The organism is Streptomyces sp. NBC_01235 (genome assembly GCF_035989285.1).
Lineage (GTDB): Bacteria > Actinomycetota > Actinomycetes > Streptomycetales > Streptomycetaceae > Streptomyces.
Window position 1 is genome coordinate 8,571,815 of record NZ_CP108513.1, and the last position, 12,668, is coordinate 8,584,482.

Genomic DNA, 12,668 nt, shown 5'->3' on the forward strand with positions numbered 1-12,668 from the left:
CTGACATGCGGACACGGTCCCCGAACAGTCATGCCCCGCGGAGGAGTCGGTTGACGGCCCGCCCGAACACCGAGCGGGCCGTGGCTCCGAGGAGCGGATCGAAGACAGGCGGCAGAAAACGCATCCGCAACTCCTCGCGCCAGATCACGTGGGCCCGCCCGCCCGGACCCGGCCATACCTCGATCTCGGCCCAGCCCAGCACGACCCGGCCGCGCTTCTCCAGTCGGCATCGCCCGGGCTCGTCGAGGGCCGGCGGCTGCCACACGGTCACCTCCATCCGGTCGGCGAAGGCGAACGGGCCGAAACCCGAACGCGCCACGAAGACCGTGCCCTCGCGGGTCGGTGGAGGAGTGAGCACGGAAACGCGGGTGAGCGGTACCACGTCACCGTGCCGGGACCACTCGGTCAGCCGGCGCCAGGCGTCGTCCAGGGGAAGCGGTACCGTGCGTTCGAGCTGGAAGATGACCACGTAGTGATCGTAGGGAGTCAGGACCGTCCGGCGGCGGATGACCCTCCGGCTCACAGGTCCGGCCCGCTTCCCGGCCGCGGTGCGCCATGGCGTGGTGCGGTGCGGTGGAGTGCGGTGCGATGTGGTGTCGTGCGTGCGCGATGCCGGGTCAGCGGTAGACCTGCCCCGGCTGTGCCTCACCGGGCGCCAGCAACTGAGGAACCGTCACGAAAACGTATCCGCGCTCTTTCAGCGCGTCGATGATCCCGGGCACGGCCGGGACGGTCCCGTCGTAGATGTCGTGCAACAGGATGATGCCGTCCCGGTCGACCTGCGCGAGGACGCGGCGCTGGATCAGCGCGGAGTCGGTCGTCGTGTAGTCCTTGGCGGTCACCGTCCACAGCACCTCGGCGAGGCCCAGCTCACGGGAGATCTCGTGCACGGTCTCGTTCGTGCGGCCCTGCGGTGGGCGCATCAGGGTGGGGCGACGGCCGGTGAGGCGTTCTATCTCGTCGTTGGGGCGCTGGAGTTCCTCGCGTATCTCGTCCGGCGTGATCTGCGTGAGGATCTTGTGGTCCCAGGTGTGGCTGGCCACCTCGTGTCCCTCGGCGGCCATGCGTCTGACGAGTTCCGGGTACTTCTCGATGTGCCGCTGACCCAGCAGGAAGAAGGTCGCCGGGACCTGTTTCTCCTTCAGGATGTCCAGGAGTCGGGCGGAGTTCTCGCTGGGGCCTGCGTCGAAGGTGAGGGCGACGCACTTCGCCTCCCGGCAGTCGACGGTGCCGAAGCGGGAGGCCTGGGTGGTGGCCGCGGGGTGGGCGCGGGCGGCGCTCGGGTGTGTGGTGTCGGCGCCGCCGCAGCCGGTCAGCGTGACCGTCAGGCAAGCAGTCGCCGCGGAGAGGGCGACGGCACGCAACCAGGCCCCCGTGTTCTTCATCTTCCTGGTCAGAAAAGGCATGCCGAGACTATACATAGAGAGTATACACCCAATGTATAGTCTCGGCGTCGTGCCGCCGTCGTGCCGCCGACGCGCCGTCAGTGGACCGACGTCACGTCGACGGTGGCCTCACTGGGCGTAGAACGTCGCGTCCCCCTTGTCCGTCGCCGTGCTCGGCGTCTGCACGTACAGCAGGTAGTTGTAGTGGCGGACGTAGCGGCCGGCGTAGTTGTACGACTCGTACGAGATCCCCGCCGAGTCGGCGAGACCGGCCCGCTGGTAGAAGGTCGCGTCGGAGGCGAACGTCGACGTGCCGTCGTTCTTCTCCAGCCACACCTCGAAGTTCTTGTGCCGCAGGTAGTAGCCGGGGAAGTTGGCCGATTCCAGGGAGACCGTGCCGGTCCCCGCGAGACCGGTCACCACCCGGAACTGCGAGTCCGCGAGCGGGCTGACGTTGGCCTCGATCTTGGCGCGGTACTCCCAGTGGCGGATGAACCGGTCCGCGTAGTTGTAGGAGGAGAAGCGCTGCGGGGTGACCCCGTCGGCCACCGGGATGCCGAAGTCGGGCGTGCCGTCGGCCTTCCAGTACAGCTTCTGCACGCGGGTGCGGCGGTTGGGGTCGTTCAGCGGGTCGCCGGTGATGTCCTTGTAGCTGCGGTCGTGGTAGACGAGGATGTCCGACTTGCCGTCCTCGGAGACCGTGAACGAGTTGTGGCCCGGCCCGTACTGCGAGGTGGAGGCGTTCGTGGTGAAGACGGGCTGTGAACCCTTGGTCCAGGACGCCGGGTCGGTCAGGTCGGCCGTCGCGGAGGCGGTCAGCATGCCCAGGCAGTAGTTGGCGTCGGTCGCGCTCGCCGAGTAGGTCATGAAGACCTTGCCGCCGTGCTGGATCACCGCCGGCCCCTCGTTGACCTTGTAGCCGACGGTCTCCCAGGACAGGGTCGGCTGGGAGATCTCCGCCGGAGTGCCGGAGATCGTCCAGGGGTTGGCCAGCTTGGCGATGAACAGGCTGGTGTTGTTGTTCTCGGACGGGTTGCGCTGCGCCCAGGCGAGATAGCGGACACCGTTCACGACGAACGTGGTGGCGTCGAGCGAGAAGCTCTGCCACGTCGTCGTGATCTGGCCCTTCTCGGCCCAGGTCGCGGTGAGCGGATTGGAGCCGGTGCCTTCGAGGACGTACATCCGGATCGCCCACTGGTCACTGGTGGACCCGGCCGCGAAGTACACGTACCACTTGCCGTCGATGAAGTGGATCTCCGGTGCCCAGATGTGGGCGCCCATGACCCCGCTGCTGTGCTTGGTCCAGATGGTGACCTCCTGGGCCGTGGACAGGCCCTGGATGGTCGTGGCCCGGCGCAGCACGATGCGGTCGTACTCCGGGACCGTGGCGGTGAAGTAGTAGTAGCCGTCGGTGTGCTTGAAGATGTGCGGGTCGGCGCGCTTCTCGGCGATCGGGTTGGTGTACGTCACCGCGGGGGAGTCGGGCACGGCGGCCTGGGCGGGGGCGCCCAGGCCGGTGAGGACGGTCGCGAGGGCGACGAGGCCGGCCAGGAACAGCCGAACGGCGTTGCGTCTCAAGGGAGTTCTCCTGATGGGAGGGGAGAGGGGGAAGGGTGACTGGGGGGAGGGGGGAGTTGAGTCCGGGGGTTTGAGTCCGGGGGTTTGAGTCCGGGGGGTTGAGTCCGCGGTGTCTCGGGGGGCTTCGGGGGTCAGGTGGTCGGCACGAGGCGCCACTGCTGGCAGTTGTTGTTCAGCCAGGTCCACTGCCGTACGTCCGTGCCGTTGGCCGTCCCGCAGTTCGCCACGTCGGCGACCTTGCCGCTGTTCTCGCCCACGAGTCGGACGTAGTCGCCGCTCGCGGTGAAGACGAGCCGGAAGCGCTGGCACTTGTTGTTCAGCCAGGACCATTGGCGCAGATCGGCGCCGTCGGCGGTGGAGCAGTCGGCGGTGTCCATCACCCCGCCGGTGGCCACGTTCACCAGCCGGCTGGTGTCGTCGCCCTGGTCCTCGATCCGCCACTTCTGGTTGGCGCCGCCGGTGCAGGTCCACTGGAAGATGTTCGTGCCGTTGGCGGTGGCACCGCCTTCGACGTCCAGGCACTTGCCGCTGTTGCGGTTGACGAGGGTGTACGCCGTCGGGGTCGCCGCCGTCTCGCCGGACGGGCCGGGGAGCGTCGTACCGAGCGCGACCGGCGTGCCGAAGTTCGGGGTGCCGTCGGCGTTCCAGGTGAACTTCTGGGCGCGGGTCGTCCGGCCGTTGCCGCAGCCGCCGCTCGCCGAGGAGTTGGCGTGGTAGACGATCCAGTTCTCGGTGCCGTCGGGCGAGGTGAAGAAGCCGTTGTGGCCCGGGCCGTAGACGCCGTTGGTGTCACTGCGCTGGAAGACGGGCGTCTGCTTCTTGGTCCAGGACGCCGGGTTCAGCGGGTCGCTGCCCGTCAACTCCAGTTGGCCCAGCTTGTAGTCGGCGGTCTGGCAGGAGCTCGCGGAGTAGGTGAGGAAGGTGCGGCCGTCGTGGTACAGCGGCTCGGGGCCCTCGTTCACCGGTGAACCCGAGGTCTCCCAGCTCAGGGTGGGGCTGGAGATCACCGTGAAGGTGTTGCTGGACAGCGTGTACGGGTTGCTCATCGGCGCGATGACCAGGCTCTGCGTGCTGCCGTTCACGAAGCCGCTTCCGACGAGGAACAGGTTTCCGTTCGCCTGCAGGACGCTCGCGTCGATCAGCCAGCCGCCCGGCGTGAGGTTGGAGCCGGTGAGGGAGCCCTTGTAGGTGTAGGGGCCCAGCGGGTCGGTGCCGGCGCTCTCCAGGACGTGGGTGCGCTGGGAGTCGCAGCAGGCGGTGCCGCCCTGGCCCGCCGAGTAGTACAGGTACCAGTGGCCGTTGAACTGGTGGATCTCCGGCGCCCAGATGTTGTTGTTGCGGGTCGAGGTGGTGTCCGACCACACCTGCACGGTGGGCGCGGTGGCGAGACCGGCCAGGGTCGGAGCCTTGCGCATACCGAGGACACCCGTGAACGTCGTGGTGACCAGGTAGTAGTTGCCGTCGTAGTACTCCAGCCAGGGGTCGGCTCCCTTGGTGGACTTCAGCGGGTTGGTGTACGGGCGACCGTCGGCCGCGGACACCGGCTGGGTCGCCGCCACCAGGGCGACGAGGAGCGCCAACACGCAGACGAGCAGGGGTCTGCGGCGGTACATCCGAGGCATACAGGACCGTCCCTTGTCCATAAAACTGCCTGTTCGTAATTTCGAACATGGTTCGTAACTTCGGCCAGAAGATATGGGGCCACCATGTCCTCGTCAATGGGTTCGACAGACCCGGGCCTGCACGGATGGCCCGGACGAAGTGCGGCACCCCCGTCCGGGCCGTCCGTCCGGGCCTCGGCCCGCCGCCTACGCCAAGGCCCACCCACCCCGCCCCCGGCGTTTTCCCGGCAGCCTCGCCGCCGTACGCGACCGGCTCGGGCTGTCCGGGCCGGGCCAACGGGGGCGACCGACGGTGCGCGTGTAGGACGACGGTCGCGACGCTACGCGGCCCCGACGCGACCGACGCGGAACGCGCCAGGGCGCCCGGCTCGGCCTGTGCGGGCCGGGCCGGACGCCCTGGATGTTCTGGTCGGACCGCGCAGGACGCGATCCGACCGGGTCGGATCAGACCAGGTCGAACCGGTCGAGGTTGGAGACCTTGACCCAGGCCGCGACGAAGTCGTTCACGAACTTCTCCTTCGCGTCGTCGCTCGCGTAGACCTCGGCGAGCGCGCGCAGCTCGGAGTTCGAGCCGAAGACCAGGTCGGCACGGGTGCCGGTCCACTTGACCTCGCCAGTGGCGGCGTCGCGGCCCTCGAACGTGGACTGGTCCGCGGACGTCGACGACCAGGTCGTGCCCAGGTCGAGCAGGTTGACGAAGAAGTCGTTCGTCAGCTTGCCCGGGGCGTCGGTGAGGACGCCGTGCGAGGACTGGGCGTGGTTGGCGCCCAGGACCCGCAGGCCGCCGACGAGGACCGTCAGCTCCGGCGCGCTCAGGTTCAGCAGGTTCGCCTTGTCGAGCAGCAGGAACTCGGCCGGCAGGCGGTTGCCCTTGCCGAGGTAGTTGCGGAACCCGTCGGCGGTCGGCTCGAGCGCGGCGAACGACTCGACGTCCGTCTGCTCCTGCGAGGCGTCCACCCGGCCCGGCGTGAAGGGGACCTCCACGTCGTGACCGGCGTCCCCCGCGGCCTTCTCCACGGCGGCGGCGCCACCGAGGACGATCAGGTCGGCCAGGGAGACCTTCTTGGCGCCGGAGTTGAACTCCTCCTGGATGCCCTCCAGGACGCGCAGGACCTGCGCCAGCTCGTCCGGGTTGTTGACCTCCCAGCCGCGCTGCGGCTCCAGGCGGATGCGGGCACCGTTGGCGCCGCCGCGCTTGTCGCTGCCGCGGAAGGTGGAGGCCGACGCCCACGCGGTGGACACCAGCTGCGAGACGGTCAGCCCCGAGTCGAGGAGCTTGGCCTTGAGGGCCGCGATGTCCTCGGCGCCGATGACCTCGCCGTCGGCCTCCGGCAGCGGGTCCTGCCACAGCAGGGTCTCCGCCGGGACCTCCGGGCCGAGGTACAGGGACTTCGGGCCCAGGTCGCGGTGGGTCAGCTTGTACCAGGCGCGGGCGAAGGCGTCCGCGAACTGGTCGGGGTTCTCGTGGAAGCGACGCGAGATCTGCTCGTAGACCGGGTCGAAGCGCAGCGACAGGTCGGTCGTCAGCATCGTCGGGGCGTGGCTCTTGGACGGGTCGTGCGCGTCGGGGATGGTGCCCGCGCCCGCGCCGTCCTTGGCGACCCACTGATTGGCGCCGGCCGGGCTCTCCGTCAGCTCCCACTCGTAGCCGAACAGGTTGTCGAAGAAGCCGTTGCCCCACTGCGTCGGCGTGGCGGTCCAGGTGACCTCCAGGCCACTGGTGATGGTGTCGCCGCCCTTGCCGGTGCCGTAGCTGCTCTTCCAGCCGAGGCCCTGCTCCGCCAGCGAGGCGGCCTCGGGGTCGTCGCCGACGTTGTCCGCCGGGCCCGCGCCGTGGGTCTTGCCGAAGGTGTGACCGCCCGCGATCAGGGCGACCGTCTCCTCGTCGTTCATCGCCATCCGGCGGAACGTCTCACGGATGTCGCGGGCCGCGGCCAGCGGGTCCGGGTTGCCGTTCGGGCCCTCGGGGTTGACGTAGATGAGGCCCATCTGGACGGCGCCGAGCGGGTTCTCCAGCTCGCGGTCACCGGTGTAGCGCTGGTCGTCGAGCCAGGTGGTCTCGGGACCCCAGTAGACGTCCTCCTCGGCCTCCCAGACGTCCTCGCGGCCGCCGGCGAAGCCGAACGTCTCGAAGCCCATCTGCTCCAGCGCGACGTTGCCCGTGAGGATCATGAGGTCGGCCCAGGAGATGGACTGGCCGTACTTCTTCTTGACCGGCCACAGCAGACGGCGGGCCTTGTCCAGGTTGGCGTTGTCCGGCCAGCTGTTGAGCGGGGCGAAGCGCTGCTGGCCGGCGCCGGCGCCGCCGCGGCCGTCGCTGATGCGGTAGGTGCCCGCGCTGTGCCAGGCCATGCGGATCATCAGCGGGCCGTAGTTGCCGAAGTCGGCGGGCCACCAGTCCTGCGAGGTGGTCAGCACCTCGGCGATGTCCGCCTTCACGGCCGCCAGGTCGAGCGACTTGAAGGCCTCGGCGTAGTCGAAGTCCCCACCGAGCGGGTTCGCCACTGCGGGGTTCTTCGCGAGGATCTTCAGGTTGAGCCGCTCCGGCCACCACTGGCGGTTTCCGCCGCCCTGGGTCGGGTGAGCGGCGCGACCGTGCGCGACCGGGCAGCCACCTGCCTCCGCCGCCTTCGGTTCGGTCACGATCGCATCATGGTTCTCGGTCATGGGGGAATCCTTCTGGGCTGGTCGGATCACATGCTCACGTACCGCAGTGCTCGGGTACTGCGGGTGCTCAGGTACTACCGGCGGTGGAACAGACGGGGCACATGCCCCAGTAGATGACCTCGGCCTCGTCTATGGAGAAGCCGCGGTCGTCGGCGGCGGTCAGACAGGGGGCGTGGCCGACCGCGCAGTCGACGTCGACGACGACGCCGCACGAGCGGCACACCAGGTGGTGGTGGTTGTCCCCGACGCGCCCCTCGAACCGGGCCGGGCTGCCCGGCGGCTCGATACGGCGCACCAGTCCTGCCGTGGTCAGCGCGTGCAGGGCTTCGTACACGGCTTGCAGGGAGATGTGGCCCACGCGGTCGCGCACGCCGGTGGCGATCGCCTCGACACCGAGGTGGTCGCCGCCGCGGACGGTCTCGAGCAACGCGACACGTGCGGCCGTCACCCGCAGGCCTACACCGCGCAGCTCCTCGGCGGTGGTCGGTGTACGGGGTGCTGTCATACCGCCGAACCTACTTCATAAACACGAGTGATTCAAGAAAACGAACAGTGCAAGTCTGGGAAACTGTGCAGGTCGGGGGAACCACGACCCAGGGATCAGGGGCAGGGATCAGGGGCCAGGGGCCGGGCGTCAGAGGCCCGACGTCAGAGGCCCGACGTCAGAGGCCCGGCGTCAGAGGAACGTGGCGAGGCCGTCGAGGAGCCTGTCGACGTCCTCGGTGTCGGTGTAGGGGGCGAGTCCCACCCGCAGCGCGGGGTCGTCGAGCTTCAGCGCGGTGAAGGGCTCGTGGGCGTAGAACGACCCGGCCGGGGCCACGACCCCTCGCGCGGCCAGGTGGGCCTGCGCCTCGCGCGCGTCCCGGCCCTCGAGGGTCATCAGGGCGGTCGGGGTGCGGTCCGGCGCCTTCGAGTGGACGGTGACGGCGTCGCCCAGTGCCCGCAGTCCCTCCTCCACCCGGGCGCGCAGCGCGTTCTCGTGCGCGTGCAGGGACGCCAGCGACCGCGCCAGCCGCTCTCTGCGCGACACCCCCGCCGCCGGCGCGTCGCCCGGGCCCGCCGTGTCCGCCGTGTGCGTCGTGTCCATCGCGGCCAGGAAGTCCACGGCGGCGGTGGCGCCCGCCAGGATCTCGTAGGGCAGCGTGCCGAACTCGAAGCGCTCCGGCACCGCGTTCGTGGACGGCAGCAGCTTGTCCGGTTCCAGGGCTTCGAGGACGTCGGGGAATCCGGCGAGCACACCGCAGTGCGGTCCGAGGAACTTGTACGGCGAGCAGACGAACAGGTCCGCCCCCAGCGCGGGCACGTCCACCAGGTGGTGCGCGGCGTAGTGCACCCCGTCCACGTACAGCAGGGCGCCGGCCTCGTGGGCCCGGTCGGCGATCCGGCGCACGGGCGGCTTGGTGCCCAGCACGTTCGACGCCGCCGTCACCGCGACCAGCCGCGTCCGCGGCGACAGGGCCCGTTCGTAGGAGTCGAGGTCGAGTTCCGTGGTTTCGGCGTCGATCTCGATCCAGCGGACGGTGACCCCGGCGTGCTCGGCCGCCTGTATCCAGGGACGCACGTTGGCGTCGTGATCCAGACGGCTGAGGACGATCTCGTCACCGGCCCGCCAGCCCTTGGCCAGGTGTCGTGAGAAGTCGTATGTGAGCTGGGTGGCGCTGCGCCCGTGCACGACGCTGTTCGCGGGCACGCCGAGCAGGTCGGCGTAGGCGGCACGGAACTCGGTGACGGCCCGCTCGGCGTTGCGCTCGGACGCGCTGACGAGTCCCCGGTTGGACAGGGGGCCGGTCAGTGTCCTGGTGACGGCCTCGGCGACGGGGGTGGGGGTCTGGGTTCCGCCCGGCCCGTCGAAGAAGGCGAGGCCGTGCGTGAGGGACGGGAAGTGGGCCCGGAGGGCGGCGACGTCGATGGCCATGGCCCCGACTCTGGCACCCGGGGCCGGGGCCCACCAGCACATCGCTTCGGTTCGACCGGATCACGTCGCACCCGAGAAAGGTGTCAGACCGTTCCTAGAGACTGAGCGGGAGTGAGTCCTGTCGCCAGGTCTCATGCTCGGCCGAACGCCCCGGACGGTGTTGGGCGTTCTGGTTGCCCGCGTTCGCTCCGCGTCCGGGCGGCACGGATCGTGTCCGTGGTCCGGGGATGCGGGGGCGGGTTCCCTCACGCCCAGGAACCCCCGGTCGGGCCTGGACGGTCCGATGCCCCTGCTCATCACTCCGGTGAGCAGGGGGCGGTGCCGTCCGTCGCCGGATCGGGTGTCCCTGGGCGCGCCTTCCGATCGCCACGGCAGCAGCCTCGTGGCGAGTGGTTGTGCGGGTTGTGGTGGTGAGGGGCTTCTGCCAGTGCTGGGCGCCCCAGCGGCTGGTGTAGGCCGGGTCGACGGCGATGACCGCGATACCCGTGGCGTCGGCCATCGAGGCCAGCCGGGCGCGGAGCTTGCCGGTGGGCATGCCGGAGATGAGCTGCCGGAAGCGTTTGCGGCGGCCGTGTTTCTCCCGGGTCTTCTCCGCGCCGAAGTCCAGATCCTCCACCGCGATCGCCTTCACGCCGCAGGTACGGGCCCAGTGCAGGACACGGGTGAGGGCGTGGCGGACCTGGGCATCCCGGTGCTCGGCGGTACCGGTCAGGCCGTAGAAGAAGCGGCGCGGGGCGCCAATCGGGTTGCCGTGGATGTCCAGGCGCCAGGCGCCAGGCGGGCAGATGGTCGACGTTCATGTCGACGCCGATCACGCCGTGGGCGAGCGCGGCATCGAGGGGGAGGGTGGGGGTGGGCGGGAGCTGCCAGGAGGCGGTCACATACCAGCGGTCCCGGCCCATGTCGATGGGGGTCCCCCCGGTCGGGCGAAGTCGAGAGTGGGGGAGGATGCGGTAGGCGATCGCCCGGCCGGCTGCAACGCGGTCCGCCCACTCGGTGCCCCGGTGCCCCGGTGCGCGAACGTGACCCTGCTCGCGAGGACGTACCGTCCGTGCGGGGCGTTGGCCAGATGTGTGAGCGGCGCGGGGAGTTTGATGCTCACCTCGCCGTCGGGGCCGACGCGGATCGTCTCGTTGCCGTAGCGCTTGCCGGGCTCACCGTCCGCCTGGCAGAACCAGCGCTCGGCCTCCCAGCGTCCGCGCCATCCGGACTCGGTGAGCTGGGCCGCCTCCAGGTGGTGCCGGGCACGGGCCAGGCGCTTGCCGCCGCGTACGACGTGCACAACTCCGGCCTCGCGGTCGGCCCGCGCGGCAGTCAGCCGGTCTTCCAGCACCCGCAGCCGCCTCGACTTCGCATGCCACTGGCGCCGCGACCGGTACCCCCCGGGCGCCTTCTTGGTTCCCTTCTGCCCGATCGGCAGGGACAGCCGGTGCGTGAGGGTGCGGATGCCCGCTTCCAGATTCTGGATGTGTGCGAGCTGGCAGCGGCGGGCCAGCGCCCACTGGTCGTGCGAGGCCTTGGTGATCGCCCCGGCCCAGCGCGACGACGCGAGGGGCGTCAGCTCCCGCTTACGCACCGCCCACGCCTCACCGGAGTACTCCAGGCCGTCCCGGCAGCGCGCCTTGAGATCCTTCGAGGCCAGCGACCCCAGATGCGCGCCCACCACACGCAGCACCTTCTCATCGTCCGACGCCAGGTCCTTCAGGCGGGTCCGAATGGCCACACCACTCGGACCGGACGCGACGAACGACGCCGCCACACTCCTCAGCTCACCCATCCCGTCACCCCCGCCCGGCCCCACCCGAAGATCCTTTTGCCATGGAAACGAGCGTCGCCTGTGAAGGTCACGCATTCGATGAGAGAACGTCAGTTCCTCACTGAAACCGACACCACGGCCGAACCACATGACACGACACAGACCACCCACACTCACTCCCGCTCACCTGAACACCTTCGAACGCACTCCAGCGGCAGCAGCTCCAAACCCTTGACTGTCTCGGTTCTGACGTGATCAACCCCGACGAGCGGCCCGAGGGCGTGTCCGACCCGGACTTCATCCGCGCCCTGCCGGCGCACGACCTGTGGCGGGCGTCCACCTACCGCTTCCACGCCCTGGTCCTGCAACGGTGGCGCGTGCGGCGGCGGTTCCTCCTCGGCGACGCGGCACACATGGCCCCGCCGTTCCTCGCGCAGGGCATGTGCCAGGGCATCCGTCCTCCCCCGCACACGAGGCCGAGGACGGCCTCCCCCTCGGACTCGTCCGTCCCGTCGACCCCGTCGAGGACGCCGCGCCCGCCCGACCGGACGAGTGCCGCGGTACTGGCCCGCCCCGACCACCGCGTCGTCGGCGGCGTCCGCGTGGTGGACGGCCTCGGCGTCCGGCTCGCCGCCGTCCGTCGGCAGCTGCGCGCAGCGCCACCGGAGTCGGTCTGCGGGACGGGGCGCCCGCCGGGGTGATTGCGGGGACGGTCGACTTCCTTGCTGTGGAGGGGGTTTGACCAGACCGCTCTGGTAGGCGGCGACGACGAGCTGGGCGCGGTCGCGGGCGTGGAGTTTGGTCATGGCCCATTGGATGTGGCTGCGCACGCCCAGGGGCTCAGGACGAGTTCGGCGGCGATCTCGGCGTTGGACCTGCCGTGTGCGGCCAGGGCCATGACCTCGCGTTCGCGGTCGGTGAGGGCCTTGAGGACGTCGGGGAGGGGGAGGGAGTCGTCGGTGTCCGGGGCGGCCAGGAAGCGGGTGGTGGGGGCCCGGGTGGCGGTGGGGGAGAGGAGGGAGTCACCGGCCGCGACGGTGCGGATGGCCGACAGCAGGACGTCGGGGCTGACGCCCTTGCCGAGGAAGCCGCTGGCGCCGGCCCGCAGGGCCTTGGCGACGTTCCGGTCGTTCTCGAAGGTGGTGAGGACGAGGATCCGGGTGGGGGACCAGGGCGAGCGCGATCAGGACGGCGACGACCACGGCGTCCGCGGCGCACAGGCCCATCTTGGTCAGCATCGGGACACCGGAGCGTGCCGAGACCGGAGCGTGGCGCGGTTCAGGCCCAGGGGGTCTCGGGGGCGGGGCGGCGCGCGGGCCGGCGGCGCTCGCGGTAACCCGCGACGAGGCCGCCGGCCGCGCCCAGGGAGACCAGGCCCATGGCAGCGGCGGCGATGACGCCCTTGACGCCGTCCATGGCGAAGTACATCGCGACGGCCGTGCCGCCGTTGAACAGGAACAGGAACCACAGCGTGCCGGGCCTGGACAGGAACGCCTTGATCCTCGGCTTCTTGGCGATGCGCGAGCCGGCGAGGAGCGAGACGACACCGCCGACGGCGGTGGCCGCGTCCTTCTGGGTGCCGTCGAGGACCGCGCCGGCGCCTGTGCTCGCGGCGAGACCGCAGGCGAAGAAGGTCCAGAGCAGCAGGTCGGTGACGAACTTCCTGACGGCGGCGAGCGGAGAGGCCATGGGGATCTTCCTTACGAGCGGGACGCGAGGTCCGGGCGTGGGATCTGCGGGAATCG

General features: G+C 70.3%; 9 protein-coding genes and 2 pseudogenes. 1 reads left to right on the forward strand and 10 read right to left on the reverse strand.

The genetic code is table 11. The features are described from left to right. Positions 1–28: 28 nt before the first annotated feature. The 8 genes and pseudogenes from OG289_RS38540 to OG289_RS38575 all read right to left on the reverse strand — a co-directional run bounded on the left by OG289_RS38540 (position 29) and on the right by OG289_RS38575 (position 10,944). Positions 29–469 carry an SRPBCC family protein gene (locus OG289_RS38540; protein ID WP_327318640.1) on the reverse strand — a complete coding sequence of 147 codons (441 nt, stop codon included), beginning with the start codon at positions 467–469 and terminating at the stop codon, positions 29–31. Positions 470–617: 148 nt separating this feature from the next. After that, positions 618–1,385, reverse strand: coding sequence for a polysaccharide deacetylase family protein (locus tag OG289_RS38545; protein ID WP_327320940.1), 768 nt, complete (start codon positions 1,383–1,385; stop codon positions 618–620). A 129-nt stretch (positions 1,386–1,514) separates the two neighbouring features. Beyond that, entirely contained in the window at positions 1,515–2,963 is a 1,449-nt protein-coding gene (locus tag OG289_RS38550) for a family 43 glycosylhydrolase (RefSeq protein ID WP_327318641.1), read from the reverse strand. Positions 2,964–3,094: 131 nt separating this feature from the next. Beyond that, positions 3,095–4,585: a family 43 glycosylhydrolase gene (locus OG289_RS38555; RefSeq protein ID WP_327318642.1), complete on the reverse strand. Its 1,491-nt coding sequence runs from the start codon at positions 4,583–4,585 to the stop codon at positions 3,095–3,097. Positions 4,586–5,029: 444 nt separating this feature from the next. Then, entirely contained in the window at positions 5,030–7,252 is a 2,223-nt protein-coding gene (gene katG / locus OG289_RS38560; protein WP_327318643.1) for a catalase/peroxidase HPI, read from the reverse strand. A 67-nt stretch (positions 7,253–7,319) separates the two neighbouring features. Continuing rightward, entirely contained in the window at positions 7,320–7,757 is a 438-nt protein-coding gene (locus OG289_RS38565) for a Fur family transcriptional regulator (RefSeq protein ID WP_327318644.1), read from the reverse strand. Positions 7,758–7,928: 171 nt separating this feature from the next. Then, positions 7,929–9,167 carry a cysteine desulfurase-like protein gene (locus OG289_RS38570; protein ID WP_327318645.1) on the reverse strand — a complete coding sequence of 413 codons (1,239 nt, stop codon included), beginning with the start codon at positions 9,165–9,167 and terminating at the stop codon, positions 7,929–7,931. A gap of 94 nt (positions 9,168–9,261) precedes the next feature. Continuing rightward, positions 9,262–10,944, reverse strand: a pseudogene (locus OG289_RS38575) (IS200/IS605 family accessory protein TnpB-related protein). Positions 10,945–11,174: 230 nt separating this feature from the next. On the opposite strand from OG289_RS38575, the gene OG289_RS38580 reads away from it, so the two are divergent. Continuing rightward, positions 11,175–11,624, forward strand: a complete 450-nt coding sequence (locus tag OG289_RS38580) for an FAD-dependent monooxygenase (RefSeq protein WP_327318646.1) — start codon at positions 11,175–11,177, stop codon at positions 11,622–11,624. A 27-nt stretch (positions 11,625–11,651) separates the two neighbouring features. Here the strand turns inward: OG289_RS38580 and OG289_RS38585 are convergent. Beyond that, positions 11,652–12,091, reverse strand: a pseudogene (locus tag OG289_RS38585) (response regulator transcription factor); the annotation flags it as partial. A 110-nt stretch (positions 12,092–12,201) separates the two neighbouring features. Further along, entirely contained in the window at positions 12,202–12,612 is a 411-nt protein-coding gene (locus tag OG289_RS38590; RefSeq protein ID WP_327318647.1) for a hypothetical protein, read from the reverse strand. Between the last annotated feature and the right edge of the window lie 56 nt (positions 12,613–12,668).